At 36.4% G+C, this 17,190-nt stretch carries 24 protein-coding genes; 21 read left to right on the forward strand and 3 right to left on the reverse strand.

What is annotated here, in order from left to right; genetic code table 11:
- Nucleotide 1 precedes the first annotated feature (1 nt).
- The 3 genes from rlmB to BC962_RS12860 all read right to left on the reverse strand — a co-directional run bounded on the left by rlmB (nt 2) and on the right by BC962_RS12860 (nt 5,515).
- Nucleotides 2-739, reverse strand: coding sequence for a 23S rRNA (guanosine(2251)-2'-O)-methyltransferase RlmB (gene rlmB / locus BC962_RS12850; RefSeq protein ID WP_121346445.1), 738 nt, complete (start codon nt 737-739; stop codon nt 2-4).
- 91 nt (nt 740-830) lie between these two features.
- Nucleotides 831-2,285, reverse strand: a complete 1,455-nt coding sequence (locus tag BC962_RS12855) for a SusD/RagB family nutrient-binding outer membrane lipoprotein (RefSeq protein WP_121346446.1) — start codon at nt 2,283-2,285, stop codon at nt 831-833.
- An 11-nt stretch (nt 2,286-2,296) separates the two neighbouring features.
- Nucleotides 2,297-5,515, reverse strand: coding sequence for a SusC/RagA family TonB-linked outer membrane protein (locus BC962_RS12860; RefSeq protein ID WP_121346447.1), 3,219 nt, complete (start codon nt 5,513-5,515; stop codon nt 2,297-2,299).
- 561 nt (nt 5,516-6,076) lie between these two features.
- Here BC962_RS12860 and rpsL point away from each other — a divergent pair.
- The 21 genes from rpsL (at nt 6,077) to rplR (ending at nt 17,188) form a co-directional block, all read left to right on the forward strand.
- On the forward strand, nt 6,077-6,451 hold the full coding sequence (rpsL, locus tag BC962_RS12865) for a 30S ribosomal protein S12 (protein WP_010230128.1): 375 nt from the start codon (nt 6,077-6,079) through the stop codon (nt 6,449-6,451).
- 23 nt (nt 6,452-6,474) lie between these two features.
- Nucleotides 6,475-6,951 carry a 30S ribosomal protein S7 gene (gene rpsG / locus BC962_RS12870; RefSeq protein WP_010230118.1) on the forward strand — a complete coding sequence of 159 codons (477 nt, stop codon included), beginning with the start codon at nt 6,475-6,477 and terminating at the stop codon, nt 6,949-6,951.
- A 4-nt stretch (nt 6,952-6,955) separates the two neighbouring features.
- Nucleotides 6,956-9,064, forward strand: coding sequence for an elongation factor G (fusA, locus tag BC962_RS12875; protein ID WP_121346448.1), 2,109 nt, complete (start codon nt 6,956-6,958; stop codon nt 9,062-9,064).
- A 10-nt stretch (nt 9,065-9,074) separates the two neighbouring features.
- A complete protein-coding gene (gene rpsJ / locus BC962_RS12880; RefSeq protein ID WP_010230113.1) occupies nt 9,075-9,380 on the forward strand; it encodes a 30S ribosomal protein S10 in 306 nt (101 codons plus the stop codon).
- A gap of 161 nt (nt 9,381-9,541) precedes the next feature.
- Nucleotides 9,542-10,153: a 50S ribosomal protein L3 gene (gene rplC, locus BC962_RS12885; protein WP_121346449.1), complete on the forward strand. Its 612-nt coding sequence runs from the start codon at nt 9,542-9,544 to the stop codon at nt 10,151-10,153.
- Entirely contained in the window at nt 10,153-10,782 is a 630-nt protein-coding gene (gene rplD, locus BC962_RS12890; RefSeq protein ID WP_121346450.1) for a 50S ribosomal protein L4, read from the forward strand. Before rplC ends, rplD begins: the two co-directional genes overlap by 1 nt.
- 5 nt (nt 10,783-10,787) lie before the next feature.
- Nucleotides 10,788-11,078 (forward strand): 50S ribosomal protein L23, encoded by a 291-nt coding sequence (rplW, locus tag BC962_RS12895; protein WP_121346451.1) that lies wholly within the window; start codon nt 10,788-10,790, stop codon nt 11,076-11,078.
- 9 nt (nt 11,079-11,087) lie between these two features.
- The gene (gene rplB, locus BC962_RS12900; RefSeq protein ID WP_121346452.1) at nt 11,088-11,915 is read left to right on the forward strand and encodes a 50S ribosomal protein L2; all 828 of its coding nucleotides are present in this window, start codon (nt 11,088-11,090) and stop codon (nt 11,913-11,915) included.
- A 6-nt stretch (nt 11,916-11,921) separates the two neighbouring features.
- Complete coding sequence (gene rpsS / locus BC962_RS12905; protein WP_026839636.1) at nt 11,922-12,200, forward strand: 30S ribosomal protein S19; 279 nt, start codon at nt 11,922-11,924, stop codon at nt 12,198-12,200.
- A gap of 8 nt (nt 12,201-12,208) precedes the next feature.
- On the forward strand, nt 12,209-12,616 hold the full coding sequence (gene rplV, locus BC962_RS12910; protein ID WP_026839635.1) for a 50S ribosomal protein L22: 408 nt from the start codon (nt 12,209-12,211) through the stop codon (nt 12,614-12,616).
- Between the two features lie 4 nt (nt 12,617-12,620).
- Nucleotides 12,621-13,346 carry a 30S ribosomal protein S3 gene (gene rpsC, locus BC962_RS12915; protein ID WP_034924434.1) on the forward strand — a complete coding sequence of 242 codons (726 nt, stop codon included), beginning with the start codon at nt 12,621-12,623 and terminating at the stop codon, nt 13,344-13,346.
- A gap of 18 nt (nt 13,347-13,364) precedes the next feature.
- Complete coding sequence (gene rplP, locus BC962_RS12920) at nt 13,365-13,784, forward strand: 50S ribosomal protein L16 (protein WP_026839633.1); 420 nt, start codon at nt 13,365-13,367, stop codon at nt 13,782-13,784.
- A gap of 12 nt (nt 13,785-13,796) precedes the next feature.
- The gene (gene rpmC, locus BC962_RS12925) at nt 13,797-13,991 is read left to right on the forward strand and encodes a 50S ribosomal protein L29 (protein ID WP_026839632.1); all 195 of its coding nucleotides are present in this window, start codon (nt 13,797-13,799) and stop codon (nt 13,989-13,991) included.
- An 18-nt stretch (nt 13,992-14,009) separates the two neighbouring features.
- Nucleotides 14,010-14,267 carry a 30S ribosomal protein S17 gene (rpsQ, locus tag BC962_RS12930; RefSeq protein ID WP_010230090.1) on the forward strand — a complete coding sequence of 86 codons (258 nt, stop codon included), beginning with the start codon at nt 14,010-14,012 and terminating at the stop codon, nt 14,265-14,267.
- A gap of 1 nt (nt 14,268) precedes the next feature.
- Nucleotides 14,269-14,637 carry a 50S ribosomal protein L14 gene (rplN, locus tag BC962_RS12935; RefSeq protein WP_010230087.1) on the forward strand — a complete coding sequence of 123 codons (369 nt, stop codon included), beginning with the start codon at nt 14,269-14,271 and terminating at the stop codon, nt 14,635-14,637.
- Between the two features lie 12 nt (nt 14,638-14,649).
- Nucleotides 14,650-14,961 carry a 50S ribosomal protein L24 gene (gene rplX, locus BC962_RS12940; RefSeq protein ID WP_121346453.1) on the forward strand — a complete coding sequence of 104 codons (312 nt, stop codon included), beginning with the start codon at nt 14,650-14,652 and terminating at the stop codon, nt 14,959-14,961.
- 2 nt (nt 14,962-14,963) lie between these two features.
- Nucleotides 14,964-15,515: a 50S ribosomal protein L5 gene (gene rplE / locus BC962_RS12945; protein WP_121346454.1), complete on the forward strand. Its 552-nt coding sequence runs from the start codon at nt 14,964-14,966 to the stop codon at nt 15,513-15,515.
- A gap of 3 nt (nt 15,516-15,518) precedes the next feature.
- Nucleotides 15,519-15,788 carry a 30S ribosomal protein S14 gene (rpsN, locus tag BC962_RS12950; protein ID WP_121346455.1) on the forward strand — a complete coding sequence of 90 codons (270 nt, stop codon included), beginning with the start codon at nt 15,519-15,521 and terminating at the stop codon, nt 15,786-15,788.
- A gap of 71 nt (nt 15,789-15,859) precedes the next feature.
- Nucleotides 15,860-16,258: a 30S ribosomal protein S8 gene (gene rpsH, locus BC962_RS12955; protein ID WP_026839628.1), complete on the forward strand. Its 399-nt coding sequence runs from the start codon at nt 15,860-15,862 to the stop codon at nt 16,256-16,258.
- Between the two features lie 18 nt (nt 16,259-16,276).
- The gene (gene rplF / locus BC962_RS12960; protein ID WP_121346456.1) at nt 16,277-16,819 is read left to right on the forward strand and encodes a 50S ribosomal protein L6; all 543 of its coding nucleotides are present in this window, start codon (nt 16,277-16,279) and stop codon (nt 16,817-16,819) included.
- A 12-nt stretch (nt 16,820-16,831) separates the two neighbouring features.
- Entirely contained in the window at nt 16,832-17,188 is a 357-nt protein-coding gene (gene rplR / locus BC962_RS12965; protein WP_121346457.1) for a 50S ribosomal protein L18, read from the forward strand.
- The last annotated feature ends 2 nt before the right edge of the window (nt 17,189-17,190 follow it).

The raw sequence follows: 17,190 nt of genomic DNA on the forward strand, positions 1-17,190 counted from the left end.
CTTAGGAGCGCTGTCTAACTATCTCATATAAAAATGCACCACAGGCAACAGATACGTTTAAAGAGCCAATACTTCCAAACATAGGTAGTTTAGCCTTGTCATTTACGATCTTTAAAACAGAAGGGTTGATTCCTCTACCTTCACTACCCATCACTAAGGCTGTAGGTTTGTTTAATTCTGTATCATAGATAGATTGGTCGCTCTTCTCTGTTGCGGCTACAACATTTACTCCAGAACCTTGTAAATAGTATATAGCGTCCTTAATATGGTTTACTTTACAAATAGGAATGTTAAAAACAGCTCCAGCTGAAGTTTTTACAGTATCTGCATTTACAGGTGCACCTCCCTTATCTTGAATAATGATAGCATGAACTCCACAACATTCTGCAGTTCTAATTATTGCTCCAAAATTTCTAGCGTCAGTTATTTGGTCCAAAAGCAGAAATAGGGGAGTCGTGTTGCTGTCTTCTAACACTCGTTGCACAACTTCCTCCATATCTGGAAATTCTATGGGTGAGATCTTTGCTACAACCCCTTGGTGATTTCCTTGGGTGAGTTTTTGCAATTTTTCTACAGGAACATAAGAGATATTAAATCCTTTTTTGCCTATTAATGACAGCAATTCTTGAAAAAGTGTATTATTCAGTCCTTTTTGAATATAGATCTTATCTATATTCTTTTCGCTTTGTATTGCTTCAATAACTGTTCTTATTCCAAAAATTGTAGTAGTGTCTTCCATAGCAGCAAATATAGGTTTTTCTTAAATCTTGGAAATAAAAAAAGCTGCCCAATTGGGCAGCTTTTAAATAAAATAAAATATTTAAGAATTCTTATTCACCTCCTCCAGGGTATGTTGACTGGTCTGGAGTAGTAGTATCCCAAAAAATTGGAGTTTGTTGATCATCACCACCTATAGCTGCAGAAGCTGCTTCATAGTTAGTTAAGTTCAAGTTTTGCTCTCCAATTGGATAAGTATATCTTAATGGTACGAAACTACCGCTATCTTCAGGTAAATTGAATACTGGAGTATCAAACTTTCTCCAAACATTCCAACCCATGATAGAGTTATCATACATAGCTATCCAGAATTGATTTCCAATACTTTCTCTCCAGTTAGCAGCATCATAAGCTACATCAGCTTGTGCTAAATAAGCAGTAGCATCAGCATCAGATCCACCCCAGTAATTAATAGAAGCAGTAACAGCAGCATTATAATGATCTTCAGCAGTTCCAGTAACACCAAAACCTCTTTGTGCAGCTTCTGCTAAATGAAATTCAACTTCAGAATAATCTAAAAGAAGACCAGGGAAAGTTGCGTCTAAAAATACTTCACCAACATGAGAGTAAGAAGGGTAAGAATTACTTCCTCCATAAACTCCACCAACATATTCAGCTAAATTATCATCGAAGTATGCAGATCTTCTTGGATCGTTAAGATCGTTCATTACATCTACCAACGTGTTAGCAGGAACATAATCAGATCTTCCACTTTCAACAAGGTCCGTCCATAAAGGATTTGTATTCGGGTTTGTGCTTTGGTAAACAATAGTAGCATTATCGTCGTTAGACATGAATACTCCATTTGCTACTGCAGTTGTAGTTGCAGATGTTGCTAAACCTTCATTCACATCAGACAATCTCATTCCAATTCTTAAAAGAAGAGAGTTAGAGAATTTTGCCCAATTTGTCATATCTCCACCATAAATAACATCGCTAAATCCAGATCCAGCTTGGAAATCAGGATTAACAGCAGTTAATCTAGAGATTAAGTCAGAGTAAATTGTAGCTGCGTCATCATATTTAGGCTGAGGGAACTCATCAGCATTTAAAGCTTCAGTATAAGGAATATCTCCAAATGTATCCACTAAAACTTGCCAAGTATAAACTTCTAAAACTTCAATTTGCGCTAATCTAGCCGTTCTTTCACCTTCAGTTAATTCAACATCAGCTTCAACTAAACGTCTTGAATCTTCAAGATCAAAAAGAACATCTCTGTAAAGTTCATTCCATTGACTGTCTGTGATTCCACGATTATTTAAATCGTAATTAGGTTCATCTAAATAAGTTGTAGATGTCCAATATTGAGAAACGAATCTAAAGATGTTTCTGTTAACGTTGGCGCTTGCCATTTGGTCACCTAAACTAACAGTAGCGGCAGTAAATAAGAAATCTGCTGATACCTCTGCTGGGTTTTTAGGGTCCAGGTTATAATCTTCATATTGCTCGTCTGTCTGGCAGGACCATAGTGATGCGAGAGCAATAATTGTTAAAATGTATTTTTTCATTTTTTCTTTTATTAAAAGTTAAATTTCACACTAGCTCCAATTTCTCTTGCTGTTGGATAAGCTCCAGATTGGTATCCTTGAACATTTCCAGAACTAAGTCCTGCTTCAGGATCTGAGTAAGGAATGTTTTTGTGGATAATCCATAGGTTTCTACCTGTTAAAGAGATAGATGCATTTGTAAATGGTAAAGCATCAAGAACTTTTTCTCCAAAATTGTAAGTAAGTCCTGCTTCTCTTAACTTCACAAAAGATGCGTCATAAACGTGACCTTTGTTAGCATCTCTAGCATAACCAAATGGGTTTGCATAGTAGTCAGTTCTAGCTCTTACTGTATTTGGTTGTCCATCTGCAGTTACACCAGGAAGAATAACACCACCACCATTAGCGATAGTATTTCTAATTGGGTTTCCTAGGTCGTTTGTACCAACACTACGGTCATACATTCCAGTTGCGAAACCATACCAAGTATCTAAAGAGAAAATATCTCCACCTTCTTGAACGTCTATTAAGAAATTCAAACTAAGATTCTTGTATCTGAAAGTGTTAGAAACACCACCTGTCCAATCTGGTTGGATATTTCCAATAATTTCATTACTAGTTCCAGTTTTTAAATAATAACCAGTTGAACCAACAATTTTGTTTCCATTGTCATCATACACGTAATCTGTTCCTCTAATTGCACCATAAGGTTGTCCTGGAGCTGCATTTATAGATATACCACCTTGTAAAGATGCCAATTCTAAGTTGTCAATACCATCTGTTAACTCGATAACTTCACTTTCATTCTTTGCCCAGTTAATGGTCATGTTCCAGTTAAAGTTTTCAGTTCTAATTGGGTTTAAGTTTAAAAGTACTTCTAAACCTTTGTTTTGTACAGTTCCTGCATTTAACAATTTAGAATCACGTCCAGTTGCATTTGATACCGGTACTGCTGTAATTTGATCGAAAGTTCTAGTTCTATAGTAAGATAGATCTAATCCAATTCTTTTGTCTAAGAAATTAGCCTCTAAACCAACTTCATAAGATTTTGAAGTCTCAGCAGTAAGATCTAAGTTCTTTAAACTTGCAGTGTTACTTGCGCTACCTTCACCACCAAAACCTGGGTTAACGATATACGTGTTAAATACATTGTAAGGATTTGTGTCATTTCCAACTTCTGCGTAGTTAGCTCTAAATTTCGCAAAATTCAACCAGCTAGCGTCAAATAAGTTAGATAATATAATACTTGTAGATACAGAAGGGTAATAGAAAGTGTTATTTGCAATTGGTAGAGTAGATGATCTATCTCTTCTAATTGTACCTTCTAGATAATAAGTATTCTTAAACCCTAATCCAGCACGTGCGTAAACACCATCTACCATAGTAGTATAATCTACTTCTGTTGGAGCTAACATTGGGTTAGCAGTGTTAGTTAAAGCGTAGAAACCAGCTTTATTCAATCCACCATTTGTAGCAGCTTGAATGTAATTACGTTGGTTTCTTCTTAAGTTCCCTCCAATATTTCCATCAAGATTTAAATCATCTGTAATGTCTTTGTTGAAGTTTAATATTAAGTCGTAGTTATATTCAGCAACTCTGTTGTTAAATCTAGAGTAACTTGCAACATCTGCACTTCCAACATTTATACGCTCTTCTTGTAATTCATCGTATGTATCAAAAGAGAATCTACCAACAACACTAAAAATGTCATTGATTGCATAGTTAAGATTCAAGTTTCCGAAATAACGGCTTCTTGTATCTGTTTCATAATTCTCGTATCTAGTCCAATATGGGTTATCAGAATAAATTGGAGATAAGTTATCAGGTCCATTTGGATTCCAAGTAATGTTTTCTCCTGTTGCAAAATAAGCATCTCTTTGCTCATAAATGTCAACGTTTGTTTGGAACCATTGTCTGAATTGTTGCATTGGGTTTCCAGAAGAATATCCTGTCCCGTATCTACCTTTACCATCTGTTTTTGTGAAAGTAACATTTGTAGAAGCAGTGAATTTTTCAGTTAAATCTTGAGTTGCACTAAAAGTAATAGTGTTTCTTTTGATCTCACTGTTAGGAAGATTTCCTTCTTGAAGTAAATTGTTAGCAGATAATCTGAATGATCCAGTATCTGAACCTCCATCTAAAGCCACAGAGTTTATTGCAGTATATCCAGTTTCCCAAATATCATTAGGAGTGTTTTTAGCTGCTACCCATGGAGTTGCTTGTAAATAAGTATCCGTTAATGATGGGAAAATAGAGTTCCATTGGTAAATCATTCTGTTTGGATCGAATGCTGCTCCAAAAGAAGCATCTTCAGTAAAAGGAGTAGTCTCATCTAAGTTACCATCACCATCTACATCAAACAAGTTGAAATATCCGTCTTCAGACTCATAGTAAGCACCGTAACCAGCACCATATTGATCTTGATAAACTGGTAAAGTTTCGCTATCTATGTCAGAAATCATAAGAGAAGAGCTTACAGAAACCCCGATCCCTTTACCTTTATTTCCTTTTTTAGTTTCAATAATAACCACACCATTTGCAGCTCTAGAACCGTATAAAGCAGTTGCCGCAGCACCTTTTAATACGTTAATAGACGCAATGTTGTTAGGGTTGATATCTGCTGCGGCATTACCGTAGTCATATCCACCTCTACCAGCTTGCTGGTTAGAACCATTGGTGTTAGCATTACTAATAGGAGTTCCATCTACAATAAATAACGCTTGGTTATTTCCTGTAATAGAAGAACTACCTCTAATAACAACGTTAGAAGAACCTCCAATTGTTCCAGAAGTTTTAATGTTTAAACCTGCTACTTTTCCTGAAAGTGAATTCATGAAGTTAGAGGTTGGAACATCAGAAACTGCAGAACCATCTACTTCTTGAGTAGCATAACCTAAAGATTTCTTCTCCCTTTTAATACCTAAGGCAGTTACTACAACTTCATCCAGTTGCGCAGCGTCACCTTTCATTACAACACTTATCGTGTTAGAGGTTCCAACTGTTTGTTCAGTTTTAACAAGACCTATAAATGAAAACACCAAAACATCACCTTGAGAGGCTTGAATTGCATAGTTTCCATCAAAATCTGATTGGGTCCCGGTATTGGATCCCTTTACTAATATGTTCACCCCTGGTATAGGCAAACCATCTTCGTCGGTAACGGTACCCGTTACGGACTGTTGTTGTGCAAACGTTATTTGCACAACGAACGCTAGCAATAGCGTTAAAATACTACTAAATTTTGTTTTCATTGTTTAATTAATTTGAATTAGCCAACGCCAAAAATGATAAGAAAACGTTAAATCACCAAATGATTACTCATAAATTAATTTAAAACGGTAATTATAAATATTCTAGCTACTAGTAAATCCTTATTAAACAGGACTTTAAATTTCCGTATCAAGTATAATAATATTTCAAAAAATTATAATTATTTAATAGATGATTGAAAATATTAACTAAATGGTATCATATTGGGTCAATAATGAGGTTGATCATCTAAATTTCTTCTTTTATATAGATATTATTACAATTTTTGGAAGTTTAAAAATCGCTCACAAAATTAGTGTGGGTGGTAAAATTTCTTTGTCTATTATATTACTTCAACTTTAAATATAATGGAGAAATGATTATCGTAATTAAAGCTATGTATTTTTTGGTTCTTACCTTTTTGATGAGAAAAACATTATTATCAGCATAATACTTGAAAATTAATCAATTAACATTTGAATAATTCGATTTTATTTCTACCTTTGCAGACCCTAAAAAATAGGGAAGGTAATTTTATAACAATAATAAGTGTAAAAGAAATTATGCCAACAATTTCACAATTAGTACGAAAAGGAAGAGCCAAAATAACCAAGAAGAGTAAATCGGCTGCTTTAGATTCGTGCCCTCAAAGACGAGGTGTGTGTACGCGTGTTTACACAACTACTCCTAAGAAACCTAACTCTGCAATGCGTAAAGTTGCAAGGGTAAGGTTAACTAATGGAAAAGAAGTGAACGCATACATCCCTGGTGAAGGACACAATCTACAAGAGCACTCGATAGTATTGGTTAGAGGTGGAAGGGTAAAAGATTTGCCAGGAGTTAGATATCACATTGTTCGTGGTGCCTTAGATACCGCAGGTGTTGAAGGTAGAACGCAAAGAAGATCTAAGTACGGTGCAAAACGCCCTAAGAAGTAATTAAAAACTTTTAATGTAAAGACATGAGAAAAAGACAGGCAAAAAAGAGGCCTCTTTTACCAGATCCAAAATTTAATGATCAGTTAGTAACTCGTTTTGTTAACATGATGATGTGGGATGGTAAAAAATCAGTTTCTTTCAAAGTATTCTATGACGCTATTGCGATTGTAGAAGAGAAAAAACAAGATGAAGAGAAGACAGGCCTTGAGGTTTGGAAAGATGCTCTTTCTAATGTAATGCCACACGTAGAGGTAAGAAGTAGACGTGTTGGAGGTGCAACTTTTCAGATCCCTATGCAAATTAGACCAGATCGTAAAGTTTCAACTGCAATGAAATGGTTGATCTCTTACTCTAGAAAGCGTAATGAGAAATCTATGGCTCAGAGATTAGCTGCAGAAGTAATTGCTGCTGCTAAGGAAGAAGGTGCTGCTGTTAAGAAAAGAGTAGATACCCATAAGATGGCTGAAGCTAACAAAGCATTCTCTCACTTTAGATTCTAAAAAAATGGCACAAAGAGATTTAAAATTTACAAGAAATATTGGTATTGCTGCGCATATTGATGCTGGTAAAACCACAACTACAGAGCGTGTCCTGTTTTATACGGGTGTAAGTCACAAGATTGGAGAAGTTCATGATGGTGCTGCTACTATGGACTGGATGGAGCAGGAGCAAGAAAGAGGTATTACAATTACTTCTGCTGCTACTCACTGTAAGTGGATGTATCGCGATCAAGAATTCACAGTAAATATCATTGATACCCCAGGTCACGTAGATTTTACCGTAGAGGTAGAGCGTTCTTTACGTGTATTGGATGGTATGGTTGCTTTGTTCAGTGCGGTTGATGGTGTTGAGCCTCAATCTGAAACTGTATGGAGACAAGCAGATAAGTATAAAGTTCCTCGTTTAGGATTCGTTAATAAAATGGACCGTCAGGGATCAGACTTTTTCAAAGTGTGTGACCAAGTTAGAGAGATGCTAGGTGGAAACCCAGTGCCTTTGCAAATTCCAATTGGTGAAGAGAACGATTTTAAAGGTGTTGTAGATTTAATATCTAAAACAGCTATCGTTTGGAATGAAGAGGATTTTGGAATGACTTACGAGACCATTGCTATTCCAGAGGAATTAATGGAAGATGTTAATAAGTATAGAACTTTATTGGTTGAGGCGGTTGCTGACTACGATGAAGCTTTGATGGAGAAATTCTTCGAAGATGAAAATTCTATTACTGAAGACGAAATTATCGCTGCATTAAGAGCTGCTACTATAGATATGTCTATCATACCTATGATGTGTGGATCTGCCTTTAAAAACAAAGGTGTACAAATGATGTTAGATGCGGTAATGCGTTATTTACCATCTCCTGTAGATATTGATGCTATTATTGGAGTAAATCCAGATACAGACGAAGAAGAATCTCGTAAACCTAACGTAGATTCACCATTTTCTGCTTTAGCTTTTAAAATTGCTACCGATCCTTTCGTAGGACGTTTAGCTTTCTTTAGAGTATACTCAGGTGCTTTAGATGCTGGTTCTTATGTGTTGAATAACCGTTCTGGTAAAAAAGAACGTATTTCACGTATCTACCAAATGCACGCTAACAAGCAAGAGCCTATAGACAGAATTGAAGCTGGAGATATTGGTGCTGCTGTTGGTTTTAAAGATATTAAAACTGGAGATACTCTTACAGATGAGAAGAATCCTATTACTTTAGAATCTATGTCTTTCCCTGCACCAGTAATTGGTATTGCAGTGGAGCCTAAAACTAAGGCAGATGTGGATAAGATGGGTATGGCTTTGGCTAAGCTAGCTGAAGAAGATCCAACTTTCCAGGTTAAGACAGATGAAGTTTCAGGACAAACAATTATCTCAGGAATGGGAGAATTGCACTTAGAGATTTTAGTAGATCGTTTGAAGAGAGAATTCAAAGTAGAGGTTAATGAAGGTCAGCCTCAGGTTGAGTATAAGGAAACCATTACTAGAAGCGCAGATCATAGGGAAACTTATAAGAAGCAATCTGGTGGACGTGGTAAATTTGGTGATATCGTATTTGAGATGTCTCCTGCAGATGAGGACTTTAAAGGTCCAGGTCTACAATTTATCGACTCTGTAAAAGGTGGACGTATCCCTAAAGAATTTATTCCATCTGTGGAAAAAGGATTTAGAGAAGCTATGAAAACTGGTCCTTTAGCAGGATTTAAAATGGATACTCTTAAAGTAGAATTAAAAGATGGATCTTTCCACCCTGTGGATTCCGATCAACTATCTTTTGAATTGGCTGCAAGAATGGGTTATAAGGTAGCTGCTAAGAAAGCTGGTGCTAAAATTCTTGAACCAATCATGAAGGTTGAAGTTGTAACTCCAGAAGAAAACATGGGAGATATTGTAGGGGATCTTAACAGAAGAAGAGGTCAGGTAAACGATATGTCAGACAGATCTGGTGCAAAGGTTATTAAAGCTGAAGTACCTCTTTCTGAAATGTTTGGTTACGTTACAACATTAAGAACATTATCATCTGGTAGAGCAACCTCTACAATGGAATTTGCTCATTATGCTGAAACTCCATCGAATATTTCGGAAGAAGTGATTAAGGCAGCTAAAGGTACAAACGATTAATAATAGGGATATGAGTCAAAAAATCAGAATAAAACTTAAATCTTACGATCATAACTTAGTAGATAAGTCTGCAGAGAAGATTGTAAAGACCGTAAAAACTACGGGTGCTGTAGTAACGGGACCAATCCCATTACCAACACATAAAAAAATCTTTACCGTATTACGTTCTCCGCACGTTAATAAGAAAGCGCGTGAACAATTTCAATTAAGCTCTTACAAAAGATTGTTGGACATATATAGTTCTTCATCTAAAACTATTGATGCTTTAATGAAATTGGAATTGCCAAGTGGAGTTGAAGTAGAGATCAAAGTATAATTTGATTTTGAATTCAAATATAAATTGAATTCAAGTAAGAATTAACTAACATGTCCCGAGCGGTTGTCGAGGGAAAAACGGAAAAATACATTCAGGATTGGAAGTATTTTCAATCCTGAATATTTTTAAATAAATAAATTTAATTTAATCAATAATTAATTATGTCTGGGTTAATAGGAAAAAAAATAGGCATGACTAGTATTTTTGACGAGAATGGAAAGAACATTCCTTGTACCGTTATTCAAGCTGGTCCATGTGTAATTACCCAAGTCAGAACCATGGAAATTGACGGGTATGAAGCTCTTCAATTAGGTTTCGATGACAAAAAGACCGCTAACAAAGCTGCCACTGGGCATGCTAAAAAAGCCGGTTCTGCAGCAATGCGTAAAGTCGTTGAATTCAAAGGTTTTGATGGGGATCACAAATTAGGTGATAGCATCACTGTAGAACATTTTACTGAAGGAGAGTTCGTGGACGTTTCAGGAACTAGTAAAGGTAAAGGTTTTCAAGGTGTAGTAAAGAGACACGGATTTGCCGGGGTAGGACAAGCTACTCACGGTCAACATAACCGTTTAAGAGCCCCTGGATCGATTGGTGCTGCGTCATATCCTGCAAGAGTATTTAAGGGAATGCGTATGGCTGGCCGTATGGGTGGTGACACAGTAAAATTAGAAAACTTAAGAGTTTTAAAAGTAGTTGCAGATAAAAATCTACTTGTTGTTAAAGGATGTGTTCCTGGACACAATAACTCATATGTAATCATTCAGAAGTAATGGAAATAGCAGTTGTAGATATTAAAGGAAAAGAAACAGGAAGAAAGGTTAACCTTTCAGATTCTGTTTTCGGAATAGAGCCTAACAATCATGCTGTATATCTTGATGTAAAACAATACTTGGCTAACCAACGTCAAGGAACGCACAAATCTAAGGAGCGTGCGGAAATTACAGGAAGTACACGTAAGATTAAAAAACAAAAAGGTACTGGTACAGCTCGTGCTGGTAGTATAAAATCTGGTATTTTTAGAGGTGGTGGACGTATGTTCGGACCACGTCCAAGAAACTACGGTTTTAAATTGAACAAGAACTTAAAGAGATTAGCAAGAAAATCTGCTCTTTCTATTAAGGCAAATGATAAAGCAATTATCATAGTAGAAGATTTCCAATTCGATACTCCAAAAACTAAAAACTTCATAGAGGTTTTAAGAGGCTTGGGTGTTGAGAATAAAAAATCTCTTATAGTGTTGGGTGACTCGAATAAAAATGTATATTTGTCGTCACGCAATTTAAAAGGCACCGAAGTTGTAAGTAGTTCAGAGTTAAGTACTTACAAAATACTAAACGCAAATAACCTTGTGTTTGTTGAAGGGTCTTTAGAAGGAATTGAGTTGAATTTAAGTAAATAAACGATATGAGTATCTTAATAAAACCTATTATTACAGAAAAAGCGACAGCAGATAGCGAGTTGAACAACCGTTATTCGTTCGTTGTTAATAATAAGGCGAACAAGATTGAAATTAAAGGCGCTATTGAGTCTGCTTATGGAGTTTCAGTTACTAAAGTTCGCACAATTAATGTCCGTCCAGATCGTAAATCTCGTTTTACAAAAACGGGAGTGATCACTGGTAAAACAAGTGCTTTTAAGAAAGCATTAGTACAGGTGGCGGAAGGTGAAACTATTGATTTATACAGTAATCTTTAAGATTAAAGAATGTCAGTTAGAAAATTAAAACCAATCACCCCTGGTCAGCGTTTTAGAGTAGTTAATGGTTTTGACGCCATTACTACTGATAAGCCGGAGAAGAGTTTAATAGCTCCGATTAAAAAGTCAGGTGGTAGAAACAGTCAAGGAAAAATGACCATGCGCTATAAAGGTGGTGGTCACAAAAGACGTTACAGAATTATCGATTTTAAACGTGACAAGCATGGAGTTCCTGCTACAGTTGCGTCTATAGAATATGATCCTAACAGAACGGCTTTTATCGCTCTATTGAATTATCAAGATGGTGAGAAAAGGTATATAGTTGCTCAAAACGGTCTTCAGGTAGATCAGAACATTGTTTCTGACGCTGAGGGTGCTGCTCCAGAAATTGGAAACGCAATGCCGCTTTCTGCAGTACCATTAGGAACTATTATTTCTTGTATAGAATTACGTCCTGGACAAGGAGCTGTTATGGCTCGTAGTGCTGGAGCTTTTGCTCAATTAGTAGCGAAAGAAGGTAAATATGCAACTATCAAACTTCCTTCAGGAGAAATTAGAAGGGTGTTAGTTACTTGTATGTCTACTATCGGAGCTATTTCGAACAGTGATCATCAATTAATTGTATCTGGTAAAGCAGGTAGAAGTAGATGGTTGGGTAGAAGACCAAGAACAAGACCAGTAGTGATGAATCCTGTGGATCACCCAATGGGTGGTGGTGAAGGAAAATCTTCTGGAGGTCACCCACGTTCTAGAAAAGGTATACCTGCTAAAGGTTATAGAACCCGATCTAAGACGAAAGCGAGTAATAAGTATATTGTAGAACGTAGAAAGAAATAATAAGATATGGCACGTTCATTAAAAAAAGGACCTTACGTTCACTATAAGTTAGAAAAGAAAGTTGCTACAAACGTAGAAGCTGGGAAAAAGACGGTAATCAAGACTTGGTCTAGAGCCTCTATGATAACTCCAGATTTCGTTGGGCAAACTATCGCTGTGCATAATGGGAAACAATTTGTTCCTGTTTATGTAACAGAGAATATGGTAGGACACAAATTAGGAGAATTTTCACCAACTAGATCTTTTAGAGGTCACGTAGGTGCGAAAAATAAAGGTAAAAGATAACTGAAGCTATGGGAGTTCGTAAAAGAGAAAAAGCAGATCAGACAAAAGAAGCTAAAAAGCTAGTAGCTTTTGCAAAACTGAATAACTGCCCTACTTCGCCAAGAAAAATGCGATTAGTTGCAGATTTAGTTCGAGGTGAAAAAGTAGAAAGAGCGCTTCATGTGTTGAGATTTAGCTCTAAGGAAGCATCACGTAGATTGGAGAAATTACTTCTTTCTGCTATTGCTAACTGGCAAGCAAAAAATGAAGATGCTAACATTGAGGAGGCAGATTTATTTGTAAAAGAGATACGCGTAGACGGTGGGAGTATGTTGAAGAGACTTCGTCCTGCACCACAAGGTCGCGCACATAGAATTAGAAAACGTTCCAACCACGTTACAATTGTGATTGGTGACAATAAAAATACACAAAGCTAAGAGTATGGGACAGAAAACAAATCCAATCGGGAATCGCCTTGGTATCATAAGAGGATGGGAATCCAACTGGTACGGAGGAAATGACTACGGCGATAAATTAGCCGAAGACGATAAGATTAGAAAGTATATCCATGCTCGTTTATCCAAAGCGAGTGTATCAAGAGTAATTATCGAGCGTACTCTTAAACTTGTAACCGTTACTATCACTACTGCTAGACCTGGTATCATTATTGGGAAAGGTGGACAAGAGGTAGACAAGTTGAAAGAAGAGCTTAAGAAAATTACTGACAAAGAAGTTCAAATTAACATCTTTGAAATTAAGAGACCAGAATTAGATGCTCATTTAGTAGGTTCTAGTGTTGCTAGACAAATTGAGAATCGTATTTCTTACCGTCGTGCTATCAAAATGGCTATTGCAGCCGCTATGAGAATGAATGCTGAAGGTATTAAAATACAAATTTCAGGTCGTTTGAATGGGGCAGAGATGGCTCGTTCAGAACATTATAAAGATGGACGAATTCCTTTGTCGACTTTTAGAGCCGATATTGATTATGCTTTAGTTGAGGCACACACTACTTATGGTAGACTCGGTGTTAAAGTATGGATCATGAAAGGTGAGGTTTACGGAAAAAGAGAACTTTCCCCACTTGTTGGTATGACTACCAAGAAGCCAGGAGGAAAATCCGGACCAGCACGAGGAGGTAACAACAAACCACGTCGTAGAAAGTAATTTTTTAAAGAAACAAAAATGTTACAGCCTAAAAGAACAAAATATCGTAAGATGCAAAAGGGCCGTATGAAAGGAAACTCTCAAAGAGGGCATAGACTTTCAAACGGAACATTCGGGATCAAATCATTGGACTCAAGTTTCCTTACTGCACGTCAAATAGAAGCAGCTCGTATCGCCGCTACCCGTTTTATGAAAAGAGAAGGTTCGTTATGGATTAAAATTTTTCCAGACAAGCCTATTACAAAGAAACCTCTTGAAGTACGTATGGGTAAAGGTAAAGGTGCTGTAGAATATTGGGCAGCAGTTGTAAAACCAGGAAGAATCTTATTTGAAATAGGAGGAGTACCTTATGACGTTGCAAAAGAAGCATTGCGTCTTGCAGCACAGAAATTGCCTGTGAAAACTAAGTTTATTGTAGCTAGAGATTATCAAGCTTAATTAAGAGAAGTTATGAAACAATCAGAAGTAAGAGAATCATCTGTAGTAGATTTGCAAGAAGAACTTAGTAAGTCCAGAAAAGCATATTCAGATTTAAAAATGGCTCACGCAGTTTCGCCATTGGAGAACCCAATACAACTAAGAGTTGTAAGAAAATCTATAGCGAGAATTGCTACAGAGTTAACTAAAAGAGAACAACAACAATAAGTGTTATTCTGCTGAAAGATGGAAAAAAGAAATTTAAGAAAAGAGCGTATAGGTGTAGTTACCAGTAACAAAATGCAGAAATCCATTGTGGTTGCTGAAGTTAAAAAGGTAAAACATCCCATGTATGGTAAATTCGTTTTAAAAACGAAAAAATACGTGGCTCACGACGAAACAAATGACTGCAACATTGGAGATACAGTAAAAATAATGGAGACTCGTCCATTGAGTAAATCTAAATGTTGGAGATTAATAGAAATTATAGAAAGAGCTAAGTAAAATGGTACAACAAGAGTCTAGATTAAGAGTAGCAGATAATACCGGGGCAAAAGAAGTTTTGACCATAAGAGTATTAGGAGGTACAAAAAGAAGATACGCTTCTGTTGGAGACAAAATAGTTGTCAGCGTTAAAGAAGCTACACCTAATGGAAACATTAAGAAGGGTGCAGTTTCAACGGCAGTTGTTGTTCGTACCAAGAAAGAAGTGCGTAGGCCAGATGGATCATATATCCGTTTTGATGATAACGCATGTGTTCTTCTAAACCCAACTGGCGAAATGCGCGGTACTCGTGTATTTGGTCCAGTAGCACGTGAACTTCGTGATAAACAATTCATGAAGATTGTATCATTAGCACCAGAGGTGCTTTAATACATTGAAATAATGACAAAGCTGAAAATAAAATCTGGAGATACAGTAAGACTTATTGCCGGAGACCATAAAGGTCAAGAAGGAAAAGTTAAGACAATTCTTCGTGATAAAAATAAAGCAATTGTGGAAGGTGTAAATATGGTCTCAAAACATGAGAAGCCAAGTGCATCTAACCCACAAGGAGGTATAGTTAAGAAGGAAGCACCTATCCATTTATCTAACTTGTCTTTAATCGACAAAAAGGGAGATTCTACCCGTGTTGGTTACAGAATGGAAGATGGAAAGAAAGTTAGATTTTCCAAAAAATCAAATGAAGTAATTTAGTTATGGCATACGTACCAAGACTTAAACAAGAGTATAAAGACAGAGTAATGTCTGCTCTTACAGAAGAATTCAGTTACTCAAACATCATGCAAGTTCCAAAACTAGAAAAGATAGTTTTGAGCCGTGGAGTTGGAGCAGCTGTAGCAGATAAGAAACTTATTGACCATGCAGTAGATGAATTAACTATGATCACTGGTCAAAAAGCGGTATCAACCATTTCTAAAAAGGATGTTGCTTCTTTTAAATTACGTAAGGGAATGCCAATTGGGGCAAAAGTTACTTTACGTGGAGAAAGAATGTATGAATTTCTAGATCGTTTTATCACTTCTTCCCTTCCTAGGGTTCGTGATTTTAACGGAATCAAAGCTACTGGTTTTGATGGAAGAGGAAATTACAACTTAGGTATTACTGAGCAAATCATCTTTCCGGAGATCGATATAGATAAAGTGAATAAAATTTCAGGAATGGATATCACTTTCGTAACTTCCGCACCAACAGATAAGGAAGCAAAATCATTGCTAACGGAACTAGGTTTACCTTTTAAAAAGAATTAAGATATGGCTAAAGAATCAATGAAAGCCCGTGAGGTGAAGAGACAAGCAGTTGTGAAGAAATATGCTGATAAACGCAAAGCTTTGAAAGAAGCTGGTGATTTTGAAGGATTACAAAAACTTCCTAAGAATGCCTCTCCAGTTCGTTTACACAATCGTTGTAAATTAACAGGAAGACCTAAAGGATACATGAGACAATTTGGTCTTTCTCGAGTTATGTTTAGAGAAATGGCTAACCAAGGATTAATTCCAGGAGTAAGAAAAGCTAGTTGGTAATATTATAAATTGATGAAAGGTTCAACCCGATAGTTTTCGTGGTATGAAAACCGTTATCGTAAATTGAAAAAATGACTACAGATCCAGTTGCAGATTATTTAACAAGAATTAGAAATGCAGTAGCAGCTAACCACAGAGTGGTTGAGATTCCTGCTTCTAATCTTAAAAAGGAGATCACTAAAATATTATTCGATCAAGGATATATTCTTAGTTACAAGTTTGAAGATACAACCGCTCAAGGTTCTATCAAGATAGCTCTTAAGTACGACAAGCTTACTAAAGACCCGGTAATTAAGAACATTCAACGAATAAGTAAACCCGGTTTACGTAAATACGCTGGAGCTAATGAATTGCCACGTATCTTAAACGGTCTTGGTATTGCTATCGTTTCTACTTCTCACGGAGTAATGACAGGTAGACAAGCCCAAGCTGAAAAAGTTGGTGGTGAAGTTTTATGCTACGTTTACTAATACTTAAAGACTTAAGAAATGTCAAGAATAGGTAAAAACCCAATCACTATCCCAGAAGGCGTTACAGTTAGCCTGAATGATAAGATTGTGACGGTAAAAGGAAAATTGGGAGAATTAACTCAAGAAATTAAAGACATCGATGTGAAAATTGAAGATGATTTGATTACTTTTGAGCGCTCTTCAGATAAGAAGGACCAAAAAGCAAAGCACGGGTTATACCGTTCTTTGGTAAATAATATGATTGAAGGAGTATCTAAAGGTTTCACTAAGGAATTGGAATTGGTAGGAGTAGGTTATCGTGCTTCCAACCAAGGACAAAAATTAGAGCTTGCTGTAGGATTCTCTCATAATATTGTTTTTGAACTAGCACCAGAGGTGAAGGTAGAGACTGTTTCAGATAAAGGGAAAAACCCAATCGTGAAATTGTCTTCTCATGATAAACAATTGGTTGGTCAAATAGCAGCTAAAATTCGTTCCTTCCGTGCTCCAGAGCCGTATAAAGGAAAAGGAATTAAGTTTGTAGGAGAACAATTAAGAAGAAAAGCTGGTAAATCAGCTTAATAAAGTGTAGATATGGCATTTTCAAAACAAGCAAGAAGAACAAAGATTAAGAAGAGGATCCGTAAAGATATTACGGGAACCCAAAGTCGCCCAAGATTGGCTGTATTTAGAAGCAATAAAGAAATTTATGCTCAAATAGTAGACGATGTTCAAGGTAAAACTTTGGTTGCCGCTTCTTCTAGAGATAAAGACGTAAGTGCATCTGATAGTAATAAATTAGATAAAGCTGCCTTAGTTGGTAAAGCTATTGCAGAAAAAGCGTTAAAGGCCGGAATAGATTCGATCTCTTTTGATAGAGGTGGTTATTTATATCACGGAAGAGTTAAATCATTGGCAGATGGTGCTCGTGAAGGAGGACTAAAATTCTAATA

This window comes from Gillisia mitskevichiae (genome assembly GCF_003634585.1).
GTDB lineage: Bacteria > Bacteroidota > Bacteroidia > Flavobacteriales > Flavobacteriaceae > Gillisia > Gillisia mitskevichiae.

Excerpts from the sequence above, each read along its gene's own strand:
- rplV (WP_026839635.1), top strand. The coding sequence starts at position 12,209 with ATGGGAGTTCGTAAAAGAGAAAAAGCAGATCAGACAAAAGAAGCTAAA.
- rpsL (WP_010230128.1), top strand. The coding sequence starts at position 6,077 with ATGCCAACAATTTCACAATTAGTACGAAAAGGAAGAGCCAAAATAACC.
- rplC (WP_121346449.1), top strand. The coding sequence starts at position 9,542 with ATGTCTGGGTTAATAGGAAAAAAAATAGGCATGACTAGTATTTTTGAC.
- rpmC (WP_026839632.1), top strand. The coding sequence starts at position 13,797 with ATGAAACAATCAGAAGTAAGAGAATCATCTGTAGTAGATTTGCAAGAA.
- rpsN (WP_121346455.1), top strand. The coding sequence starts at position 15,519 with ATGGCTAAAGAATCAATGAAAGCCCGTGAGGTGAAGAGACAAGCAGTT.
- rpsG (WP_010230118.1), top strand. The coding sequence starts at position 6,475 with ATGAGAAAAAGACAGGCAAAAAAGAGGCCTCTTTTACCAGATCCAAAA.
- fusA (WP_121346448.1), top strand. The coding sequence starts at position 6,956 with ATGGCACAAAGAGATTTAAAATTTACAAGAAATATTGGTATTGCTGCG.
- rplD (WP_121346450.1), top strand. The coding sequence starts at position 10,153 with ATGGAAATAGCAGTTGTAGATATTAAAGGAAAAGAAACAGGAAGAAAG.
- rpsH (WP_026839628.1), top strand. The coding sequence starts at position 15,860 with ATGACTACAGATCCAGTTGCAGATTATTTAACAAGAATTAGAAATGCA.
- rplR (WP_121346457.1), top strand. The coding sequence starts at position 16,832 with ATGGCATTTTCAAAACAAGCAAGAAGAACAAAGATTAAGAAGAGGATC.
- rplN (WP_010230087.1), top strand. The coding sequence starts at position 14,269 with ATGGTACAACAAGAGTCTAGATTAAGAGTAGCAGATAATACCGGGGCA.
- rlmB (WP_121346445.1), bottom strand. The coding sequence starts at position 739 with ATGGAAGACACTACTACAATTTTTGGAATAAGAACAGTTATTGAAGCA.
- rplW (WP_121346451.1), top strand. The coding sequence starts at position 10,788 with ATGAGTATCTTAATAAAACCTATTATTACAGAAAAAGCGACAGCAGAT.
- rplB (WP_121346452.1), top strand. The coding sequence starts at position 11,088 with ATGTCAGTTAGAAAATTAAAACCAATCACCCCTGGTCAGCGTTTTAGA.
- rpsC (WP_034924434.1), top strand. The coding sequence starts at position 12,621 with ATGGGACAGAAAACAAATCCAATCGGGAATCGCCTTGGTATCATAAGA.
- rpsQ (WP_010230090.1), top strand. The coding sequence starts at position 14,010 with ATGGAAAAAAGAAATTTAAGAAAAGAGCGTATAGGTGTAGTTACCAGT.
- rplF (WP_121346456.1), top strand. The coding sequence starts at position 16,277 with ATGTCAAGAATAGGTAAAAACCCAATCACTATCCCAGAAGGCGTTACA.
- BC962_RS12855 (WP_121346446.1), bottom strand. The coding sequence starts at position 2,285 with ATGAAAAAATACATTTTAACAATTATTGCTCTCGCATCACTATGGTCC.
- BC962_RS12860 (WP_121346447.1), bottom strand. The coding sequence starts at position 5,515 with ATGAAAACAAAATTTAGTAGTATTTTAACGCTATTGCTAGCGTTCGTT.
- rpsJ (WP_010230113.1), top strand. The coding sequence starts at position 9,075 with ATGAGTCAAAAAATCAGAATAAAACTTAAATCTTACGATCATAACTTA.
- rplE (WP_121346454.1), top strand. The coding sequence starts at position 14,964 with ATGGCATACGTACCAAGACTTAAACAAGAGTATAAAGACAGAGTAATG.
- rplP (WP_026839633.1), top strand. The coding sequence starts at position 13,365 with ATGTTACAGCCTAAAAGAACAAAATATCGTAAGATGCAAAAGGGCCGT.
- rplX (WP_121346453.1), top strand. The coding sequence starts at position 14,650 with ATGACAAAGCTGAAAATAAAATCTGGAGATACAGTAAGACTTATTGCC.
- rpsS (WP_026839636.1), top strand. The coding sequence starts at position 11,922 with ATGGCACGTTCATTAAAAAAAGGACCTTACGTTCACTATAAGTTAGAA.